Consider the following 23,147-nt stretch of genomic DNA (forward strand, 5'->3'; position numbering starts at 1 on the left):
ATGCTCACCAGAGACGGCTTTATTTCCGTCCAGCAATTTAATTAATTACAGTTTCCCTCTTGTGCCAAAGGGCTGTTTGGAACGAGGGGAACCCAGTACTTCCGCCCACAAAACACCTGTACGAATATCAGCAGGGCGAAGCGGAGACGCTCCCGATCCATCGGTGCTGGTCTCATCCCAACTGGAATCAGACACAACTGGTCGATTCGCAGAAGAGATGCGATTCAAGCGTTCTTCGATCAAACGTTGCTGTTCTTCCATGCCTCTCATCTGTTCCTCAAGTGAATTTGCCATCGCACTCATCGTGCCCTCACTTCTGTAGTCAGTTGCGGGGCGAGAAGATGCAGCAGGTTCCGAATACGGCTCATCATACTGATTCTCATATTGCACGTCATCATACCGATCGTCATACTGTTCATCATAGCGGGGGGCTGTAGGTCCGGAAGACTGCTGCGGAGATGAATTGTCTCTTGAACGTTCATCCCGGCCTGAATCACCACTGCCTCCAAATGTAGGCATCCCGTTGGCAGGACGCTTTTTGTTCGGATCAGCCGATTTGGCAGCTTTCCCCAAGAAGGAGAAGAGCGCAAAACCGATGACGGCCACAATATACAGATTATCAAAAATCCATTCAAATAGGCCCATATGCACTCACCGCCTATCTTCCGTTTTTGGAATCACCCTGATCGTTGGAATTCGAACCTTCACCAGGTTTTCCCAATGTGTTACGCATTTGAGTATCCGCTTCAATGTTCTTCAGGTTCATATAATCCATCACACCGATTTTACCGTTACGAAGTGCCTCAGCCATTGCCAAAGGTACTTGGGATTCGGATTCAACAACGCGTGCTCTCATTTCCACTACGCGTGCTTTCATCTCTTGCTCTTGGGCTACGGCCATTGCGCGACGCTCTTCGGCTTTTGCCTGAGCGATACGTTTGTCAGCTTCTGCTTGCTCTGTTTGCAAGAAGGCACCAATGTTCTTACCTACATCAACGTCCGCAATATCAATGGACAGGATTTCAAATGCAGTACCTGCATCCAGACCTTTGGACAATACGGTACGGGAGATCAGATCCGGATTTTCCAGGACGTCTTTGTGAGAATTGGAGGAACCGTTCGTACTTACGATACCTTCACCAACACGGGCGATGATCGTTTCTTCACCAGCACCACCGACGAGACGGTCAATATTGGCACGAACCGTAACCCGCGCTCTAACTTTAACTTCAATACCATCTTTGGCAACCGCAGAGACAATCGGTGTTTCGATAACACGTGGGTTAACGCTCATCTGTACGGCTTGTAATACGTCACGACCTGCGAGGTCAATCGCAGCAGCACGTTCAAATTCGAGTGGAATGTTGGCACGTTGTGCAGCAATCAGAGCGTTTACAACACGGTCAACGTTACCACCGGCCAAGAAGTGACTTTCCAGTTGGTTCATTGAGAGTTTAAGACCGGCTTTAGTTGCTTTAATCATTGGATTAACGATACGGCTAGGCGTTACACGTCTCAGTCTCATCGCTACCAGTGTAATAATACTTACACGTACGCCGGATGCAATCGCTGAAACCCAGAGCATAACCGGGAAAAAGCTGAAGAATACGCTCAATACGATAATACCTACTACCGCAATGAGCAAAATCGTAATCATAGATGTGTCCATTGTTTAATTTCCTCCATTTGCAATTTGAATTTGATAAAAATGTTTGAGAAGACACTCATGAGTCCGCTGCTAAATGAAAGAATACACCACCTCGCTGGCAGCTTCAGCATGTGGTTATGTACATTGCCGAAGCGTTAATCCGCTTCGACAACAGAGCGAGTTACACCGGCAAAGCTTGCTGAACCACAATCCGGGTACCTTCCGCTTTAATCACAATAATCGGAGTATCGATGGGAATAAAATCTCCGTCGGTCACAACGTCAATTCGTTCCCCTTCAAACATCGCTGTTCCAGAAGGACGAAGCGGTGTCAGACTGATTCCTTGCAGACCAACCAGCTCTTTACGTTCTGTGGCTGATGAATAACCCCGATCCGCAGACATGCTGTCACTCAGTATGAAGCGATTCCATATCCCTCGATCCTTAAAGATAATTGAGATGATCGCAATGACTACCAGTGCTGCTCCAAAAGCGATACCTAGAGATACAAATGCATCACTCGTATCATAAGCAGCCCTTACAACACCGGCCACAAGCGCAATTGATCCCAAAATCCCCAGAATACCAAAGCTCGGAATAAACATCTCCAGAATCATCATGATGAGTCCAACGGTAAATAGCACCCATGTCTCTGCTCCGGCAAATCCCGCAATGTAATTACCCGAGAAATACAACACGAAACACACGATACCTACAATACCAGGAACTCCAAAACCAGGAACAATCAATTCAATGATCACACCCGCGATTCCGAGGAACAATAACACAGTCATCACAACCGGATTGGTAAGAAAAGAGGAGATATTCTCCGCTGTTGTTCGTTCTACCTTAAATACGTCATCCTGACTGTAACCGAGCCAAGCTGCCGCTTCTTCCGGTGTGTTGCTGATGTGGTCGGCATAACCGACTTTCAGCGCTTCTTCAGCCGAGAGAGCAATAATTTCACCTTTTTGCTTGGTTTTATTGATCTCTGGCATTTCAACAACGATGTTAACATCCGTCATTCCAGCTGCAATCTTGCCATCACGACCACTGATTTCAGCCGCTCCCTGCATTTTGCTTTTCCAGAATGCAACAAGCTTTGGATCATCAACATGTTTACCCGTACTGTCGACCATTGCTGCCGCACCAATCATACTGCCTGGTGACATTACGATCTTATCTGCATTCAGAGCCAGAAAACTCCCTGCTGAAGCAGCATCTCCACGAACAAATGCAACAGTCTCAATCGGACTGTCCTTAATTAGGGAACCCAATGCTTCTGCAGTGTCGACACGGCCTCCCGGCGTATTGATATCAAGAACGATCAGGCCAGCATTCATCTCTTCTGCTTGCTTGAACCCGCGTTCCATGAACTTGCCAAGTCCCTGCTCGATTGGTTTATCAACCGGAATAATATATACGGCACCACTCTTCTCAGCTGCATGCGCTGACGGTGATCCAATCCAGACAGGAAGCAACAGCGTCAGCAGCATTAAGAGCATCAATGGCCCCGTAAGCTTCTTCCGGCGCTTTCCCTTCACAATAGTCCCCCCTTTTCCATTAATGTTATACTGTCCAGCTTATGGTATTTATTACGTGCAATGCAACATTTCGTTTCAAAATCTTAAAATTATATTTGAAAACTCAATCAATTGCAAGAATAAAAATCCATAATAATATATATTAACCATTAAAAAGAAATTTCGTCATCCCAAGGACATCATGCCTTCTGATAAATGGAAAAAACACCTCCTGACAAGTCAGAAGGTGTTTATTGATTTGCTTTATTGCAGAAATTGTTGAACTGCTTGATTTACCAGTTTGCCGTCCGCTTTGCCTTTAACTTTCGGCATAAGGGCCGCCATGACTTTCCCCATCTCGGCTTTCGAAGAAGCACCGGTTTCCTGGATGGTCTGCTGTACAATAACTTTAATTTCTTCTTCGGTAAGCTGTGTGGGAAGGTACTGGATGAGTACTTCAATTTCCGCTTTTGCATTTGCCGCGAGATCTTCACGGCCCGCTTTGTCAAATTCTTGGAGGGCATCTTTGCGCTGTTTGATTTCACGACTCAGGATATCAAGCACTTCGTTGTCATCCAAATCTCTTTTCAAATCTATTTCAAGATTCTTGATCGTCGAACGAATCAACCGAATGTTGGAGAGTCTGAACTTGTCCTTACTCTTCATCGCTTGCTTCATATCTTCGTTCAATCGTTCGCTAAGATTCATGTAATTAAAATCCTCCTAAAACTTTCTCTTACGAGCAGCCTCGGACTTTTTCTTGCGCTTTACGCTTGGCTTCTCATAATGCTTACGTTTCTTCACCTCAGCCAATACGCCATCTTTAGCGATGGAGCGTTTAAAACGACGAAGTGCAGCATCAATAGTCTCGTTTTTGCGAACTTTAGTTTCAGACACCAGTTTTCCCTCCCTCCGACCAGACCGTCCAAGAGCAATAACACGGTTCATCATCTTACATTATAGGCGAAAGATAATAAAGGTGTCAACCTCAATGTAATGATCACTTATTTGAATCCATTTTATAACTCAAAGGTATTATGAAATAGATTCATTATATAAGCATTTGGTCACACATTCATGGATTTAATGCATATGACTAAATCCTCAATAGTAGTACCCATCAGCTCGTTTATTTGTGAGAATCGGACAGACTTGTTAACACGCCAAGTCTGGTACCACCCAACAAGTGGTAATGCAGATGATGAACGGTTTGTTCTCCATCCTTACCACAATTGTTGATTAATCGATATCCTGTTTCCTCCACGCCAAGACGCTTCGCAGCTTCTTGAGCAGCCAGATGAATCTCGCCGATCAATGGCAGATCTTCTGCAGTAACTTCATTCATGGAAGCAATATGTTTCTTCGGAATGACAAGAACATGTGTCGGTGCAGCGGGCTGGATGTCATGAAAAACGATAACATGGTCATTCTCCAGTACTTTATTGGAGGGAATGCTGCCCTCTACAATTTTGCAAAATAAGCAATCCATAGTTCATACCCTCCTTTGTATTCCAGTGTATGTATTCCCCTCTATCATACTAAAAGTAAAAACCCACGTCCAATCTTTAGACACACAACCAGGTATTCTAGGTCAACTCTCCATCTATCATCGAGCCGAACACTATACAACATTGGATGTATACCAAGCTCTTTTATCGAAATATGGTTTTATCACGCACTTTTCCCAATTAAACAAATATGTATGGTTAATGACACACAAAAGGAGATTGGTTAATTTGACCGTTTATCAACATGTACAGGAACTTATAGGTAATACACCTCTGCTTGAATTAACTCGTTATCCATTACCGGAAGGAATCCGCCTGTTCGCCAAACTGGAATTCATGAATCCCGGAGGAAGTGTGAAAGACAGGATCGGCAAGTTTTTATTGGAGAAGGCCTTGGCACGAGGAGATGTTAAGCCAGGTGGAACGGTGATCGAAGCTACCGCAGGCAATACAGGAATTGGTCTTGCAATGGCGGCTGTTGGCCTGAATTTAAAGGTCATTTTCACGGTACCTCAGAAGTTCAGTGTTGAGAAGCAGCAGTTGATGAAAGCCCTTGGTGCTACGGTCGTCAACACACCCACATCCGAAGGAATCACTGGTGCCATACGCAAGGCGGAATCGCTGGCGAAAGAAATACCGGGTTCGTATATTCCAGGTCAGTTCTCCAATGCAGATAACCCACTCGCACATTATGAACATCTGGGTCCTGAGATTTGGCGTGATCTGAACGGGCAGGTGGATGTATATGTCGCCGGAGCCGGGTCTGGCGGAACTTTCATGGGAGTATCTCGCTATTTGAAGGAGCAAAAACCGTTAATTAAAACATGTATCGTAGAACCCGAAGGTTCGATTCTCGGAGGAGGTCCATCGGGACCACATCGTATAGAAGGAATAGGGGTCGAAACGTTATCTTCTTTTATGGATGTGAGTTACTTTGATGCCATTCATACGATCTCAGATGAAGATGCCTTTGAGCGGGTCAAGGATCTGGCCTTGTTGGAAGGCTTACTGGTAGGAAGTTCCTCAGGTGCAGCTATGCAAGCCGCATTAAACGAAGCTGTTCACGCAGCTCCCGGAAGTAACATCGTCGTTATTTTCCCGGATAGCAGCGAACGGTATTTAAGCCAAAATATCTATAATGGAGGACAATGAAATGAGACCAAAAACCAAGCTGATTCATGCAGGTATTGTTGGTGATCCACACACTGGAGCAGTGAGTGTACCCATCTATCAAGTAAGCACGTATGAGCAAGAATCGGTTGGCGTACACAAAGGATACGAGTATTCACGTACAGGCAACCCTACCCGTCATGCGTTGGAAGAAGTCATTAAAGAGCTGGAGGATGGCGTTCGAGGTTTTGCTTTTAGTTCGGGCATGGCTGCAATTCACGCTGTACTGTCTCTGTTGAAAACAGGAGATCACGTCATTCTGACGGATGACGTATACGGCGGGACCTATCGCATTTTCACCAAGGTGCTGAATCGTCTGGGTATCGAGTCTACTTTTGTAGATACCACCTCACTACAAGCACTGGAGCAGGCTTTGCAATCCAATACAAAGGCCATCTATGTAGAAACACCTACCAATCCGTTACTCAAAGTCACCGATATTGCTGCTGTAGGGAAATGGACGAAACAACATGAATTGTTGTTCATCGTGGATAACACGTTTAGTACGCCTTATTGGCAAACCCCGCTGGCTCTGGGGGCAGATATTGTACTGCATTCTGCAACGAAATATATCGGCGGTCATAGTGATGTCGTGGCAGGACTTGCGGTTGTCAACAGCGAGCAACTTGGTGAAGATCTGCATTTTATTCAAAATGCAATTGGCGCAGTTCTGGGACCTATGGATTCCTGGCTGTTAATGCGAGGTCTTAAAACATTAGGATTGCGGATGGAAGCGCAAGAGCACAATACAGAGCAGCTTGTGACATTTCTGAATCAGCATCCAACAGTGAGTAAAGTTTATTACCCCGGACTGCCCGACCATCCGCAGCACAAGCTTGCTTCCATGCAAGCGAGAGGATATGGCGGTATGGTTTCCTTTGATGTAGGCAGTGCTGAAAAAGTAGATGACGTGTTAAGCAAAGTCCGTTATTTCACATTGGCTGAAAGTCTAGGCGCGGTGGAAAGTTTAATCTCTGTACCTGCCCGAATGACGCATGCCTCCATTCCTTATGAACGTCGGCAAGAATTGGGGATCACGGATGGTTTGATTCGTATCTCCGTTGGGATCGAGGATGTTGAAGATTTACTTGAGGATTTGAAATCTGCACTAAGTTAAGGGCATTTTGAAGTCCATGCTGGCTGAAACTAGCGAATGGGTAGTTGACCATTTTCTAAGGAACACAGGACGTCTCATTTGGCGTTCAGGCGCTCATTTGAAATTATAAGGAACATCAGGCACGTTATTTCCCGAAATAACTCAAAAAAATGCTGAAAGCGGCTGTTTATTCGGTTATAACGTGTATCAGATTCCTTAAAATTCTGCGGGCGCTTCAAAGGCTTGAATAAGATGCCTCAGATTCGTCAGCGCTCACATCATGCTCCGCTCCTCCAACCGCGGGCAAGAGAACAGCATCGATTCCACACGAAGCGAAGCTTTTTATGGAATAGAGAATTAAAGCTATGCGGTGTCTTGATCGTTAGCTTGCACATAGGCACGTTCTCGCAAATTCAGAGGATGCGGTACGCCTCTGCTGCGGACACGTTCAGGTCAGGTTCTGCTTTCAGCAAGTTTGAATATACGTTATGTGCCATCCGTTCATCATCGACCTTACACTAATTAGGTTCAAAAAAAGGTCATACCTTACAGAAGTTCGCTTCTGCACAGGCATGACCTTTTTAGATATTCGGTATGTTGCCAGTTGTATTGCAAAGACTGTTGCGATACATCAGGCTGAGACTCTGTATGTGATAAGACCTCTCTAATTCATGCTGTACGGTACCATGAATGAAACATCCATCCTCAGCTAGTTATTTTCGAGGATTTTCATAGGATGCCCATAGGGTACATAAGAATGTGTCACTTGCAGTTATGACTGTTTTTTCTAATTTCAATAATACGGTAAAAGGGTTAACGCTGTAAGCGCAAATAACGGGAGCACCAGTCGGTTAAAACGTCTACGGCCATAACCATAATACGGATAAGGCGTAGGGTAGCCGTAACCTGGATAAAATCCGCGAGTATGACCTATCGGATAGTTTGCTCCAGGCATTGCATTTGGAGCCCAGTTCGCATGATTCACCATGGCTTCTGGTCCAACGGGAACAGCCAGGTAGATCATTTCGTCATCCACATTTTCCATAATGCCATCGTAGTGCATACCGTCATTCATCTGTACACATACATAACGGTGCATGTGTTCCTTACATATTTTCTTTGCTTCCACTTTTTCCACTTGCCAACGCCTCCCTGATTCTGCTCTTGATCACCTTTTCATGGTATTCAGAACTGGGCGAATTGACACTACTGACGAAAAAACACAAAAAAAGAAGCACCCCGTGAGCGGCTTCCTTGGAAGTCTGCTGCGCGGACATCTATTCAGGAAACGTCCTGATCAGATGTCCGCCGGGGTACTTAAATAAAGTTTGTCGGCTTAACTGTAGTATAACAGCTAGATGAACCTGTATCTGTGATGTAACTCACTCCGCTAAGTTATCAAAGCAAGAAAAGAAATATTTTTACAAAAATAATATTCCGTAATAGTGCGTGTTTAAAAAGGGCGGTTTTCAGTACCATAAAGACGGAATAAAGCTAGAAATGGAGTAGCGGAGCATAGATAGAGCTACGTGAGCAACCGCAATGTTTCCGAAGGAAACAACCTTCGTAAGCCCCTACTTATTTCGGCTGAATTCCATATTAGATGTTGATGATGCCGCTAGGCACCATTCGTAATCAAAAGCGGACTTTTTGAACAACCTCTAATATTCATTTTGCTTGGACTATTAGAGGCGCTTCTATGATCTATATTGCTTACACGTTTCCCTCTACAGGGTCTCCAAGACCACCCGTGAGCCGTTTCCGGCCTCACCTGCCGGAATCACCACAAGTTTGCGCGGCAAGCGTGCACGCAGTTCAGGCACGTGACTAATTACACCAACAGCCAATCGGTCGTCATGCAATTTTTCCAAAGACGTAATGACGGTATCCAACAGCTCAGGGTCAAGTGTACCAAACCCTTCATCCAGGAAGAAGAATTGGAGTGGGTACTGACCTCGCAGCTGAATCTGGGCCGACAGTGCCAAGGCCAGTGACAACGAAGTCAAAAAGGTCTCGCCACCTGACAACGTTGATACCGGTCGTTTGACTCCCCCGTTGGCATCATCACAGATTACAAAACCACCGCCGGAATCCACCTCCAGTGAATAACGCTGTTTGGTCAGGAAGCGCAGACGCTGAGATGCCGCATGACTAACCTGCATCAGTTGTTCTTCGGCAATATACTCGACAAAAGCATTGCCTCTGAACGCGGATTGCAGCTTGCTGAGCAGTTCGCCTTGACGGCTTACCTCCACCCGCTTGTTCTCCAGTTCGGTCCAGCGAACATGTCGCTGCTCCACATCCTCCAAATCACGTTCTGCACGTGCTTTGGCACGAAGGGCAGCCTCATCCTCAATTCGGACCTGCTGCAAACGTTCGGTGCAGGCTAACCACTGTTCCTCCGATACGACAGCACCACCCAGCTTTTGTTCCAGTTCACGCAACTGGGATGCCAGTTCACGCTCACGTTCACGGTGCTGCTGGATCTCTCCTGCCAGTCGTTCTGCTTCATGTGAAGGAATTGCCGCGGATACAACAGCATCATCCGAGTCAAACGGGGATTTTTCCAGTAATTGCTTCCACCGTTCCTGTGCCTGTTGCAGATGTTCTGTAGCCGAGGCGGCTGCCTGCTGAGCCATGACGTCTTTCTTGGCTGATTCCTGCTTCAGCGTGTCCGCTTCTTTGAAGCGTTGTGCCGAGTCCGAAGCTGTTTTCCGCAGTCCATCCAGACGAGCCTGAGCCGCAGTAATCAGATCTTCTACCCGCTGCTCCCCAACCCACTGGCGCAAGCGTTCTTCCTTCTCGGCCAGCTGTTTGCTATTGCCCTGCCACTCCGTTTGCCACTGAATCAGTTGTTTGTCCAATTCCACCAGCTTCTGCTGGAGAGATTGAATGATTTGGTCTTTTTCCTCAAGGAACGTCACGCTTTTGTTCAGACGTTCCTTGATGTCTTCGGCGCGCGCATCGCGCTCCTGCATCGCCTGATAAAGGGCCTTGGCCTCCTCCTGAGCGATGCCCGGTAGTTCCGCGGCCCAGCGGCTCTGCAAAGTAGCCGCTGCGGCCTCGCTCTCGGCCAGCTTACGCTCCGCCTGAGTGAGCCCGGCACGGCCGGCCTCTTGCGCAGCTGCCGCTTCCATGCGGCGCTGCTGCGCGCCCACAGCCGCCTGCTGCAACGCGGCGGCTTCGGCCTGGAGCTGCGCTGCTGCGGTAGCCAGCGCCTGCGCGGCTTCGCGCAGCGCAGCGGCACGCGATGCCCAGCCTGCCGGGGAGCGCCCGTGTTCGGGCGACCCGGCGGGCTCGGGCTCCGCTGCCGCAGGCGCGGCCTCGGCTGCGGCAGGAGCTTCGCCGGCCGCAGCGCCAAGCTGCGTCAGCAGGCTGCGACGTTCGTGCAGCTGCTGGCGCAGCCCAAAGCGCAGCTCCTGCAGCTCCGCGTGCAGGCTGCGCAGCAGTTCCAGGTCCGCGTCGCCTGCGTGCGGACCTTCTCCCGGCGGCGCAGCCGGGAGCGGGTGATGCGGCGAGCCGCACACCGGGCATGGCTCGCCGTCGTGCAGTTCGGCGCGCAAAGCGGAGGACAGCCGGTGCAGCTCCTGCTCGCGCATCGTGCCACGCAGCTGTTCCTCCGCAAGAGCCAGCAGGCTCTGTTCGCGGCTAATGTCCTGCTCACAGGCAAGCAAGGCCTCAAGACCTTCTGACGCCTGTTCTACCAGATGCTGACGCTGATCACTCAGGCGTGTTTCTTCCTCAGCCGCCGCCTTCAGCTTGTCGGCTCCCTGTTCTGCCGACTGCTTATAAGCTTGCATGTCAGCCTTGTTTTGCTGCAACTGCTCCGCAGCAGTATCCACACGATGTTTCAGTTCTAGCGCAGCTTGAAGTTGCCTGCGTTCCTCTGACTTCACTTCATTTGGCTTGAGGCTCTCCTGTAGTTCCTCTCGCCGTTTGCGTCCGCGCTGTTGCAGTTCCTTTTCTTTCTCAAGCTGCTGTCCCAGCGTAGTTTGTTCGCTCTGCCCCTGTTCCAGCAACTGCGCGAGGCGCGAGCAATCGGCTTGAAGTCCGTCCCGTTCACGTTGCAGCTCTTTTGCTTGTTCGAGTTGCTCCAGGCGCAGCAGAAGTTTCGGTTCTTCCTCAGTCATTTGCTTGCGTGCCGTCTCAGCCTTCTCCGCTTCCTGAACAGCCAGACGCTCATGTTCCAGTGCTTGCTGATGAGCTGTCTCGGCAGTATCCTGCCGCTGCTTCTCTGTAGTCATGGCATCTCGAACCGTCTGCAATGCAGGCAGTATTGCATCTGCCGCAACGGATTGTTTCAGCCGTTGTTCGCCTACCTCTATCTGTGGTTCCAGTGCTTTCAGCTTCTGCTGTTCATCCGTCCGAGCCTGCCGTTCGTTACTTAACTCACGAATTTTGCCCAGTTGTTCAGCTTCCTTCGCAGCTTCATCCAGCGCTTTGCGGGACAATTCAGACTGCTGAACAGCGGTTTGAAGTAGACGTTTCGTTTCTTCCAGCGTCTCCTTGCTGGCATTGCCCAGTCCCTGTTGCTCCGCAGCAAGAGATTGGTGAACCATATCATTATCCTTAACCCGCCGACTTAATTTGATGGCCAGCTGATCCCCATACTTCTCCAGATGGAATAATCGTTGCAGCATCTGGCGACGTTCACTGCCTTTGAGTGACAAAAACTCGGCAAACTTCCCTTGCGGAAGCACCACTGCCCGTGTAAAATCATCCATCTTCAAACCGATCACATCTTCAACACAGCGATTCACATCTGCCAATTTGTCGGCAAGTACCTGTTCTTCGCCATTAACCGTCTCTATGAATTTGCTGATCGTATTACTCACCGAAACTTCATTATTTCGTTTGAAACGTCGCTCTACCCGGAACCTTCGAGTGCCTTCCGCCGACATCAGTTCAAATGTAAAAGCAACCGACAACGAATCCTCTGCATGATTCATAATGCCTTGCGTCCCGTTCACCGCGCGTTCCACTTTTCCGTACATGGCGAGTGTGATGGCATCGAGCAAAGAAGATTTACCACTACCCGTTGGACCGAAAATACCGAATAGTCCCGTCTCCGTCAGCACGGTAAAATCAATCTCCTGCATCTCCCGATAACTTTGCAGTCCGGCAACTTTTAATAGAATCGGCTTCATCTTTCCTCAACCTCCTCACGCACACCCGGCTCATCTTCATCGACAAGTTCCAGGAAAAGCTGTACCAGGCTGTCTTCCGGTTGTGCACCACCGGTCTGACGCTGATAAAATTTACGGAACAGTTCGTGGACCGGCAGCTCGGATCGTTGCTCCAAAAGTCCTGCTGCAGCCATCTCGGGATACACCGGGCGAATATGGATGATACCTTCATGTGATTTTCGCAGCTGCTGAATCTCCTTCAGGGACATCGCCTCGTCCAGCCACACTTCCATGTCGATAAAAGCCTGCGGATCACGTCCCTCATCCAGCCAGCGATATACTTCTGCCAGACCACCACGGGCCTGCCAACGTACAAGCGGACGCCCGGACGTTAACAAAACTTCCTCTACCTGTGCTGCTCCACCCGGTGCCATATCAACCATCGTGACAGACTTGCTTTGCCCTGCTTCGGAGAAGCTGTAGGCCAGGGGAGAACCGCTATATCGAATCACACCGTCTCCTTTGACAGCCTGTGCGCGATGAAGATGTCCGAGCGCCGTGTATTGCGCACCAGTCGATAAAGACGAAGGGTCTACCGTGTAGGCCCCACCGATCTGAATCGGACGTTCCGAATCACTCTCAAGTCCGCCGAGCACATAGATATGGCTCATGGCCAAGTTCACGGTATCCGGGCGAAAAGAAGCTGCCAGACGCTGCATTAACATGCCCACACGGTGACTGTATGCCTGACGAAGCACATTTTCGTCACCATCCGTTGTCAGCAATTCATTCAATCTGGCTTCAGAAGGATAAGGTAATGCCGCAATCTGTGCAATTTCTCCGGTTCGCTTTGCATGAATGGTTACCGCTTCTGAAGTAGGCATCCCTACGAGTGTAATGCCCTGTCTGTTCACAAGTGGCGTTACAGAAGCTACACGTTCTGGCTGATCATGATTTCCTGCAATCACCACAAGAGGTCTTCCATGCTCCGTCAGACGCGCTGCCGCTTCATAAAAAAGCTGTTCCGCCGCTGCGGGAGGATTCACCGAATCATACACATCTCCGGCCATCAATATGGCATCCGCCTGCTGCTCATCAGCGACCCTGACGAGTTCATCAACGAAATCTTCCTGTTCACGCAGTCGGCTTCGTCCTTCCAGCGTTTTTCCCAAATGCCAGTCCCCTGTATGCAAAATACGCATTGTCCGTTCCACCCCTCTCCCATATGAAATCCATGGTTTTGAATTCCGATCCAGTTCCTTTACAATTCCACTGCATGTCCACCATCAAAAAAGTACAGCCATTTCCGGTCAACTTTCCGACCTAATATATCTTCAATAGCCCGTCCATACAGCTCCAGCTGGAAGCGATAATTTTTGGTGAGTTCATCCAAACCACCACGATGCTCCAATACCTGATCCGTCTTGTAATCAAGCAAGACAAGCTCGCCGTCCACCTCATACAGACAATCGATAATCCCCTGTACAAGCACGGTTTCATTTTCAATCGTTGCCTGCATTTTGTTATCTTCTTTTAGCATCTGTATATCTGAGTTCGCCGCCCGTTCATGTAGCCATTCCACAGGAGACTGATGTGCCGGAAGTCCATACACAAAAGGAATTTCCCGTTTCACCCACGCTGCACGCAATAATTCTTTCCCTGGTTCTGTATTGAAAAATCCGGCCAGTTCTTCAGGTTCGATAGCCGCAGCATGATGGGGTAGTAAAATCTGAAGCTTAATCAACCGCTCAATCGTCTGTTCAATAAGCTGTGAATCAACGGATGATCCATCTATAGGAAGATGCTGCATCAATGTATGATACACGTTCCCCCGTTCTGCCCCTGTCAGCTGCGTTGTCTCCATGAATTTCGGACGACGCAGGTGCAGTTTGAAAGACGTACCCGCAGATCCCGCATCCGAAACGTTCACCGTAAGGTTTGAATCTGACTTTAACCCAGCCTCATGCTTGATAGATTCACTGGATGCATCACGATGAGCATGGCTTGTTTCATCCTTGATGTTATTGATTCCTGAGGTGTTATAATCCAATGATTTCTCGGACTGCTCTCCCAGTTCCTCCATCACCTCTACGGACTGGATGTCCTGCATCGCAAGTAACGTTTTCAACTCCGTGACAGATGTACTGGCTGCTACTTGAGTTGCTGCTTCATAGGGGTATGTCCATGAAAGCCGTTGATCAACCTCGTTGATCAGCCGTGCCTCCTCTTGTTGAAGATCTACTGTAGCTGCACCTTCATCTCCAATGTTTTGGTTAGCCGTGACTTGTGCACTCTTCGTCAGTTCTTCTACTGTTGAGGATGTAACCAACTTCACAGGCTGAACGGCTTTTAGTGCAGCAATTCGTTCTTTCCGTACCTCAGTCATCCCGTCTTCTTCTCCGAGTGTCTGATCCACTACATGATCACGGGATACCTGATCGGCGGAAATAATAGAGACCGCCCATCGTGATTGATCATCTGCAAGACAAGCTGAGAACGAATCATTGCTTCCAGCAAGTTCACGCAGCACACCCGCATCTGGATGTCTAATCAGGGATGGCCCAATCCAGTCCAGGTAACTCCGTCCTGCAGCCAGCAGATAGTCTGGCAATGCCAGTTCAGGACTATCCTTGACCTGAGACCACGCGAGCGCTTTTTTCGCGGCATCTTTTACAGTACCCAGCAGAATCATTTTCTCTTTGGGACGGGTCAACGCAACATACAGCACACGCATCTCTTCAGCAAGCAATTCAAATTGCGCACGACGACGAATCGCCAGATTGGCTAATGTAGGATAGGCAACCCGGTTCTCACGATCCACAAACCTCGGACCAAATCCCAATTCCTTATGCATTAAAAACGGTGCGTTCAAGTCCTGCTGATTAAACATCTTGGATATGCCACCGACAAAAACAATTGGAAACTCCAAACCCTTACTCCGGTGAATCGTCATGATACGTACGGCGTTGTCCTGCTCACCAGAGCTACTTGCTACAGTCCCGAGGTCTCCCCCGTTTTCCCTCAGTCTGGAAACATAGGTCAGGAAACGGAACAAGCCGCGATTCGCAGTTGATTCCTCATATTGTCGTGCGCGATCGTACAATGCCTTAAGATTACTTTGCCGTTGCAGTCCTCCTGGAAGACCACCAACCCAGTCCAAATAACCGGTTTCCCGATACATACGCCAGATCAGTTCACTTAAACTGCCTTGTCTTGCCTCAAGTCTCCACTGCTCCAATTGACGCATAAAACGAATTAACTTTTGCTGCAACTCCGAGCCTGAGATCTCCGTTATGCCCGGATCCTCACTTGCATGTCCCGCAACACCAGCATCTTGCATTCCATCTGTATGCAATGTATGCACATCGGATTCATAGACATCATCCAGGATCTCTGCCTCGACTGAAGCTGCTGTCTCCCGCTGTCCCTCTTCCATCTCTGCCCAGGCTTCTGGCCACTGTAACTGGACGATATTGGAATCAGGATGATTATCCTGCCGGGATTGTTGTACAGCATTAGTGGAGGAATCGCTCCAATCTCCCGCAGCCGATATAACCGCATCATAGAATGATTGTCTTTTGTCACCAAGCCGAATCTGTGCCAGTTCCTCTTCATCCAGTCCAACAATCGGGGAACGAAGCACGGAAGCGAGTGGAATATCCTGCCTTGGATTATCAACAAGCTGAAGCAGAGACATCATGATTTCCACTTCTGTAGCCTGAAAATAACCCTTGCTCTGTTCTCCTCCAGCAGGAATTCCCTGCTGTCTGAACTCCTCTATCATGAGCGGAGCCCACATCAAGGTCGAACGCAGCAAGATGACCATGTCACCGTAACGTGCTGGGCGCATCGTTTGCAGAGCTTTGTCATATACATTGAGGGCAGGTTTGTCCGTGTCTCCAACCATCTCCCGAATACGCCTTGCGATTGCCCTCGCTTCCAACTGGGCTGTTTCAAGTTCGGCACTCTCCAGTTCTGCGGAGACCGATGCATCCCCATTCTCATCCGTACTCTCTGTCAGATCAGGACCACCACCCTGACGATCGATCAGCATGAGTTCAGGTGTATACGCCTCATCACCAAGTGTTTCTGACGGGAACGTAGCCCCATATGCCAGTTGAGCTCGTTCATCGTAAGCAATCTCTGCCACACCTTCGTTCATGAGTTGCCGGAATATCATATTGACTGAATGCACGACTTCTGCTCGACTACGGAAATTACGCGCAAGATCAATACGTTGACCGGTTCGATTCAGACGATCTTCCACCATTCCGTCCTCACGTGTGCTCGCTCCATACTGGCGATACTTGTTCATAAATAGACCCGGCTCAGCCAACCGGAAACGGTAGATACTCTGTTTGACATCACCGACCATGAATCGGTTACCCGGGTTTTCTCTGGAGATCAGTTTCACGATATCTTCCTGAACCGTATTGGTATCCTGATATTCATCAAGCAACACTTCATCGAATCGCGAACGGTACTCCATAGCCGCATCGGAAGGCATCGACAGTTCAGGCGTTGAATCCTCATGTCGCAAAATGTGAAGACAGTAATGCTCCAGATCACTGAAGTCAACTTGCCCACGTTCCTGTTTGGCCTGTCGATAACGTTCTCCAAATGTACTAACCAACCTCGACAACTCCTGCATGAGTGGTGCCGCTTGCTCCAACTCCTGCCAGAACGCAAACGCACTTCTTCCGAACAATGAACCTTTCAGGTCGGTAACTGCCTTTTTCGCGGCCTCACGGAGTTCCTTCACCTGATCCTGTAAAGCCGGGTCCGTCTGATCTTTTTTGCAGGGTTTCAGTTTGCCAAATGTAGCGGGTTGAAACACTTCAGGCAACCTTTCCCATGGCATAACCTGGGCCGCAGACAGCAGCTCTTCTACCATCACCAGGTCTTCTTTTAACGTTTCTGCATAAGGTGCCGGACCTTCAGGCTGCATGGAAATATGAATGCCTTGACGGAGCAGTCCTGCTGCACCACTCAAAGCAAGAGCCGCATCACGCAAAATACTCTGAACCCATGCTGAATGTCCAAGTGCCTCTACACTTTCCACCTGAAAAGCAGATGCCATCTCCGAGAGCCAATGATCCGGCCAGGAATGACTGCGGGAGAAATCATACAAACGTTGCACCAGTCGATGCATCGCATCATCGTTTCGTTCTCCACTGAACCAGTCCACTAATTCGCGGAATGTACTCCCTTCATCTTCTTCGCCATACTTTTCCTCAAATAGTTCTTCAAGCAGTTCCTGCCGCATGATTTCCGCTTCATTTTCATTCAGGATACGAAAAGCCGGGTTCAACGGAATTTGCTGATAATAACGGCGAATGACTTCCATACAGAATGAATGCAGCGTTGTAATAGATGCCCGTCCAAGCAGCGACAGCTGCTTACGCAGATGCTCTTCTCCAGGCTGTTCTTCCATCGCACGTTCCAACGCTTCCCGAATCCGTTGTTTCATCTCGGCGGCGGCCGCTTTGGTAAACGTAGCTACAAGTAAACGATCCACACTGAATCCTTGGGAGGGATCTGCGATCTTGCGAATAATTCGTTCAACCAGTACGGCTGTCTTGCCTGATCCCGCCGCTGCGGCAACCAGAATGTCTTCTCCGCTTTCCGAGATGGCACTCCACTGGTCATCACTCCAGAAGCTTCCTTCCGGTTTTGGCATATTCGTCATGATGTTTCCCCTCCCTTGGTGTGAGATAACATATCCCAGATTTGCTGTTTGCCCGGTTTGGACAACAGGTTATACTCATTTCCTTCTATATTCTCATCAAACTGACAAACAGGCTTATATGGACAGAACGTACACGCCACTTCCTGCTGAATACGATAAGGCTCAATGGCCACATCCCCATCCGTAATCCGGGTACCAATCTCGCGGATATTACTGCGAACTGAAGCAAGCAGCGTATCCCATTGCTCTGGCGTAGCTACAGCGGCGCTGCTATAAAAGCTTCCGTCCGCCTTAAGGGCAACTGGAATAATTGCTGAATACCCCTTATCCAGGGTGTTGTCCATTTGAGCGATTGCGTCCCGATCCGCCAGCAGCAAACCTTTCATTTTGAACCGTTTCAGCAGTTCTTGTCCTGCCTGCTCTGATGTCATGCCGTTTGCGGATTGCAACAGCGGGTTATGCACATGGAAATACAACGTTCCTCCCGGCATCGCCGTTTCCCCAAGCCATTCTTCGGCAGCACTAAGCAGCACCTCCAGATAGGTGAGCATTTGCAATGACAGACCATAGTACACTTCATGTAACTTGAGGTCCGTCTGGCTTGATTTATAGTCAATGACACGCAGGAGCAGACCATTCTCTCCTTCTGCGACATCTACACGGTCAATTCGACCCACGATCTCCATCACACACCCGTTCTCCAGTTCAAAACGTAGTGGCGGCAGTGTTTTATCTGGTCCAAAATCAAGCTCCAATCCAATCGGTTCAAAACTTCCACGTCTGGACTGTTCACCAAGAATAACGGATGCCCGGCTAACAATGTCCTTCAATTTGCGGAAAATATAACCGTATCGCTTGGTGCTTAGCAAAATCTCCCCTTGCAGCTGTGGTGCAATCTGCTCCACCGTTTGCTCGGCTTCCTGACGGCATTGGTCTGGAGTCAAACTGCCCCAACTACGATTTTCTTCGCGCAACCGCATAGCCAGCTGGCTTAGCGCAGCATGAAACAGCTGTCCGATATCAGGAGCCTGAAGGCGATACAATTGCCGTTCTTTGAGGCGCAGCCCATGCGAAGCAAAATGGGAGAACGGACAAGCGACGAACCGCTCCATTCGCGAGACACTCGTCCTCACCTCTGTACCATACAGTCTGCGACTGGTAACTGTACGTAGTGGTAATGCCCGATTACGATAAAAGATCGATCCCATCAACCGCTCCAGCTGAGGTCTGCTTGTCTCTCTAGATACATGCCAATTGTAGACTGCCCACCACATTTCAGGGATGTCTTCTCCGCGGCGCCATTTGCGCAATTGTCCAATGAGCGTTGACAGACTCTGACCCGGATGGGTGACATAGGACCAATGCGCTTCTTCCGAGTTCGCAACCGGCGGTTGAGCGAGCAATGGCTGTTCTTGTAAACCAAACATTTTCCGTACATGGCGGACAATCTCGGAAGGGAGCAGTGTTTTCCCCTCATCATCAGCAACCGGGTAACTCAGCCACAACTGGCTGCTTGCCGCTGTAAGTGCCGTATAGATCAGGAAACGTTCATCCAGCATCTGCCTTGTTGCACCTGGTCCAAGCGCCACGCCTCTTTCCGTCAGTAACGCTCTCTCCAGTTCCGTTAATACACCATCATCCTGAGGTACGGCGGGTAATTCACCATCAACGGCGCCAAGGATAAATACGTATTTGATGTCCTGAAGTCGTGTACGGTCCATAGAACCAACCAATACCTGATCAAGTGCTGGTGGTACCAGACCCAGCTTCAGTTCCGTCAATCCGGTCTCAATCATCCCGGCAAACAGCGTGATATCCAGCCGTTCATTCCCCATCATATCGACCATCTGATCCAATAAATCCAGCACAGCTCCCCACATCTGCCGATGTTCTCTCGACCGTTCGGGGTCACCTTGAGCCTTAGCTTCAGCAGACATGTTCTCCAGCTTCCATGGGATCTCAGCATCTTCCAGCAATCTGTATAGTGCCTCGCACTGGGCTTTGGCTGTCTTTGCCTTTTTCATTCGTTTCTCAAAAACACCCAAAGAATCTGTAATGACCGTTCGGCAGCTCTCCATTAAAGAAAGCATCTGGTCACGTCCTCGACTACGGCCATCCTGACCGTTGTCTTCGAGCGTCAGGTTTGGTACATACTTCCACGGTTTGCCGTCAGTCCAGCGATACCCGTGAATACCACAAGCCAGTACATAATTCTCAAGCTGGTCCATATCTTCACGAGTGATGGAACCATCACGCGGAAGCAGCAGATCCGTTTTGACACAGCGAAATACATCCTCGTAACGCCAGTGGCGCCGAACAATATCCAGTGCGGAACGGATAAACTCGGATAATGGATGATGAAGTTCATTTCTTCTGCGGTCCAGAAAGACGGGTACGTCATAATCCCTGAATAACGGTTCAGCTATATCAGCGTAGGTATCCAACTGCCGGACAAGTACTGCCATATCCCGATAACGCGCACCTTCGTTTTGTGCCAGGCGCCGCATCTCACGCAGTGCTCCCTCCATCTCAGCTCGTCTGTTCTCCGCTGCAACCAGTCGGATTCCGGAATCAAGGCCTTCACTTTTCCAACGAATTCGGCGGTCGAAACCAGCCTCCAGATGAGCAAGTCCCGGACGATCCTTATATCTCGGTGGAATCTCCGAATCTAGCACGGTTATATCGCTCGGTACACCCAGTTCGTCAGCCATCCCTTTGAGACGCGCGTAGGCACTTGCCGTAGGATAGAACAGTTCCAGTTCTCCAGGCAGTGCGCCGTGATCATAAGGACGATCCAATGTCAGTGCAATGGTCACGGAAGAGGACTGCAACATCAGCCGACCGATCACACTCATCTCCTGTGGTGTGAATCCCTGAAAACCATCAATCCAGATCTGGGCATCCTGCAGCAATGCACTTTCCGACAAACGATCTGTCAGCTCGGTCAACGTGTCTTCATCATCAATATATAAATTGGTCAATTCCTGTTCATAGTCACGATATATCAGATTCAAGTCATGCAACTTGTCCTCCAGAATCGGCGAAGTCGATGAGGTAATCCCTCCAGACAACCCTTCTTCCAGCAATGATGGATCAACTTCATAACGTTTAAATTCACTATATAAATCATTTAATTCGCCTATAAAACCCAGCTGGCTGCCGGATGCACCAAACAGCTTCAATTCTTCCTTACGGCGCTGGATGACCTTGTAGAGCAGCATCTTTTTGCCCTCGGCTCCAATCGGAATACGAGCAGAACCACCTGCTTCCTGCATTACACGATAGGCTAAACGGCGAAAGCCGAGCACTTCTGCACGCATGGTACCTTTAATTGCTCCAGAAGACACCAATGCCTGCTCTGTTCGAAAAGAACTCTGTTCGGGAACGAGCAAAATCAAAGGTGTGCCTTGTGGTTCTTGTTGAAGCAGGGATGTAATTTCCCGGGTAATCAGCGAGCTTTTGCCGCTGCCTGCCCGGCCAATAACAAAACGAACGGACATGTCTAATCCTCCAAACCACACGTACAAGATTTTAATTCCCAGTATAACATATCTGACTTGGTTCGGAACATACGTTTGCCACTATCCGGTAAAACCGGAGATCATCTCCGTTAACACAGCAAAACAGCAAAAAGCCCGCAGCTATCACACTGTGGACTTTTGACTTGATCTATACTTGATTGGAACGAAAATCAATCATACGATTAATTCTTTTTACTGCGCACTTCGAAAATAGCAAATTTCAGGTAATGTCCTTCATCCACGCCCAAAATTTGTGGGTGATCCTTACCGGCTGCTTTCCAGTCGATCAAACGAAGCACTTTGCCTGCATCTTCCGCTGCATCGGCAATCGTATCCAGGAAGAGGTCTGGACGCATGTGATACGAACAGCTGGCTGTTACCAAATATCCACCCTCATTGACCAGTTTCATTCCTTGCAGATTGATATCTTTATAACCGCGACATGCACCTTTAACTGCTGATTTCGTTTTGGCAAATGCAGGAGGATCAAGGATGACCACATCAAATGTTTTACCGCCAGCTGCAAGCGCTTTGGATGTATCCACTTTCTGTTCGCCTGCACGTGCACGTGCGGTACGTTCATCCAGCCCTTTCACTTGTTCACGCAAGTACTGGAATGCATCAGCAACTACGAACTCGACCCGGTCAGTGAAACCGTTCAGCTCCACATTTGTTCGTGCACTCTCAATGGCATGCTCCGAAATATCAAGACAAGTCACTTTTTTGGCTCCATACTTGCAAGCATTCAACGTAAAGCTGCCCGTGTGTGAGAAACACTCCAGTACAGTGGCACCATCCCAATATGGGAATGTAACTACTTTACCACTTTTATTCACAGGCAAAAGCTGCTCTGTGCCATCCTGCTCGGTCGTTTGTAGTGTGATTCCACTCTTGTAGCCCCAACCCTTCATAAGCGGTTCGATGGCTGCACGATTCTCGCGTTGGTCGAAGAAGTAACCTGTCTTCTGCCCTTCCACGATATCCACTTTAATGAGTAGTCCATTTTCTGTAACGGTGACATGCCGTGGGCACTCTCCGTAAAGCGGACCTTTGGTCTGCTCCAAACCTTCCAGTTCACGAATTGAGACATCACTGCGCTCATATATGCCTTCTGGCTGCATTACTTCAATGAGTGCCTGTACGATGGCTTCACGGCAACGATCCATGCCAAGTGTAAGCAACTGTACAACGAGAATGCTGCCGAATCGATCAACGATTAATCCTGGCAGAAAATCAGCTTCGCCGTAAACGAGACGATATGCCTCGCCATCCTGGATAAAACGTTCCCGATGACGCAAACAATCGCGGAAGCGAGATGCAAAAAACGCGGTGTCCATCTGTTCGGACTCCAGAGGTTGATACGCTACAACTCTTACAGTGATTTGAGATGCGGGATTGTAATATCCTGTCGCCAGATAGCGACCTTGATGATTCAATACATTGACCAGATCTCCCGGTTCCGGGTTTCCGTCAACAGAGGCAATTTCATTGTTAAATATCCATGGATGTGCATGTTCAAGCCGCTTTTTGCGACTGCGTTCGAGTGTAACTGATGGCAAGGTAGATCCACTTCTTTCATAGTTAGTTGAAAAGATAGGTTTGGTGCGGCGCGTAGGTGGCGTTTCGGTTACGAATCGATCTTCCGATCGCTGTTGTCTCCAGATTTTTTTGATTCCCTTTTTAAAGGGAAAATCCGGGGACAAAGGCGCACGCTTCGCTTCTTCAGATTCGATTTCGTCCCCTCCACTACGTTTGCACGAATCACCGTATCTTTCGAATTGGGGTGGCGCAATTAGGTGGCGCTACGGCGACGAATTGTTCCTCTGATCGCTGTTATCCCCAGAATTTTTTTGATTCCCTTTCTTAA

Annotated in this window: 14 protein-coding genes; 2 read left to right on the plus strand and 12 right to left on the minus strand. The window is 48.8% G+C overall.

Features of this window, described 5'->3' with window-relative positions:
- Nucleotides 1-45 precede the first annotated feature (45 nt).
- The 6 genes from MHH92_RS21065 to MHH92_RS21090 all read right to left on the minus strand — a co-directional run bounded on the left by MHH92_RS21065 (nt 46) and on the right by MHH92_RS21090 (nt 4,659).
- A complete protein-coding gene (locus MHH92_RS21065) occupies nt 46-645 on the minus strand; it encodes a hypothetical protein (protein WP_340906079.1) in 600 nt (199 codons plus the stop codon).
- Nucleotides 646-658: 13 nt separating this feature from the next.
- A complete protein-coding gene (gene floA / locus MHH92_RS21070) occupies nt 659-1,669 on the minus strand; it encodes a flotillin-like protein FloA (RefSeq protein ID WP_036615045.1) in 1,011 nt (336 codons plus the stop codon).
- Nucleotides 1,670-1,829: 160 nt separating this feature from the next.
- A complete protein-coding gene (locus tag MHH92_RS21075) occupies nt 1,830-3,152 on the minus strand; it encodes an NfeD family protein (protein ID WP_253509237.1) in 1,323 nt (440 codons plus the stop codon).
- Between the two features lie 282 nt (nt 3,153-3,434).
- Complete coding sequence (locus MHH92_RS21080) at nt 3,435-3,878, minus strand: GatB/YqeY domain-containing protein (protein ID WP_017687237.1); 444 nt, start codon at nt 3,876-3,878, stop codon at nt 3,435-3,437.
- A 15-nt stretch (nt 3,879-3,893) separates the two neighbouring features.
- On the minus strand, nt 3,894-4,067 hold the full coding sequence (gene rpsU / locus MHH92_RS21085) for a 30S ribosomal protein S21 (protein WP_005547957.1): 174 nt from the start codon (nt 4,065-4,067) through the stop codon (nt 3,894-3,896).
- 232 nt (nt 4,068-4,299) lie between these two features.
- Nucleotides 4,300-4,659 carry a histidine triad nucleotide-binding protein gene (locus tag MHH92_RS21090; RefSeq protein ID WP_024628477.1) on the minus strand — a complete coding sequence of 120 codons (360 nt, stop codon included), beginning with the start codon at nt 4,657-4,659 and terminating at the stop codon, nt 4,300-4,302.
- A gap of 220 nt (nt 4,660-4,879) precedes the next feature.
- Between MHH92_RS21090 and MHH92_RS21095 the strand changes: the two genes are divergently transcribed.
- Both MHH92_RS21095 and MHH92_RS21100 read left to right on the plus strand, forming a co-directional pair.
- Nucleotides 4,880-5,830 carry a PLP-dependent cysteine synthase family protein gene (locus MHH92_RS21095; RefSeq protein ID WP_445744678.1) on the plus strand — a complete coding sequence of 317 codons (951 nt, stop codon included), beginning with the start codon at nt 4,880-4,882 and terminating at the stop codon, nt 5,828-5,830.
- Between the two features lies 1 nt (nt 5,831).
- Nucleotides 5,832-6,965 (plus strand): bifunctional cystathionine gamma-lyase/homocysteine desulfhydrase, encoded by a 1,134-nt coding sequence (locus MHH92_RS21100; RefSeq protein ID WP_340906086.1) that lies wholly within the window; start codon nt 5,832-5,834, stop codon nt 6,963-6,965.
- A 772-nt stretch (nt 6,966-7,737) separates the two neighbouring features.
- Here the strand turns inward: MHH92_RS21100 and MHH92_RS21105 are convergent.
- From MHH92_RS21105 to MHH92_RS21130, 6 genes are all read right to left on the minus strand, one after another.
- The gene (locus MHH92_RS21105; RefSeq protein WP_036674796.1) at nt 7,738-8,082 is read right to left on the minus strand and encodes a hypothetical protein; all 345 of its coding nucleotides are present in this window, start codon (nt 8,080-8,082) and stop codon (nt 7,738-7,740) included.
- Nucleotides 8,083-8,671: 589 nt separating this feature from the next.
- Complete coding sequence (locus tag MHH92_RS21110; protein WP_340906088.1) at nt 8,672-12,091, minus strand: SbcC/MukB-like Walker B domain-containing protein; 3,420 nt, start codon at nt 12,089-12,091, stop codon at nt 8,672-8,674.
- Nucleotides 12,088-13,272 carry an exonuclease SbcCD subunit D gene (locus MHH92_RS21115; RefSeq protein ID WP_340906090.1) on the minus strand — a complete coding sequence of 395 codons (1,185 nt, stop codon included), beginning with the start codon at nt 13,270-13,272 and terminating at the stop codon, nt 12,088-12,090. Before MHH92_RS21115 ends, MHH92_RS21110 begins: the two co-directional genes overlap by 4 nt.
- A gap of 59 nt (nt 13,273-13,331) precedes the next feature.
- Nucleotides 13,332-17,759, minus strand: a complete 4,428-nt coding sequence (gene addA, locus MHH92_RS21120) for a helicase-exonuclease AddAB subunit AddA (RefSeq protein ID WP_340906092.1) — start codon at nt 17,757-17,759, stop codon at nt 13,332-13,334.
- Nucleotides 17,756-21,259, minus strand: a complete 3,504-nt coding sequence (gene addB / locus MHH92_RS21125) for a helicase-exonuclease AddAB subunit AddB (protein WP_253502012.1) — start codon at nt 21,257-21,259, stop codon at nt 17,756-17,758. The genes addA and addB overlap by 4 nt, the downstream gene beginning before the upstream one ends.
- 203 nt (nt 21,260-21,462) lie before the next feature.
- On the minus strand, nt 21,463-22,839 hold the full coding sequence (locus tag MHH92_RS21130; protein WP_340906096.1) for a class I SAM-dependent rRNA methyltransferase: 1,377 nt from the start codon (nt 22,837-22,839) through the stop codon (nt 21,463-21,465).
- Nucleotides 22,840-23,147 lie beyond the last annotated feature (308 nt).

The sequence above is a fragment of the Paenibacillus sp. FSL M7-1414 genome, from assembly GCF_038003195.1.
GTDB lineage: Bacteria > Bacillota > Bacilli > Paenibacillales > Paenibacillaceae > Paenibacillus > Paenibacillus amylolyticus.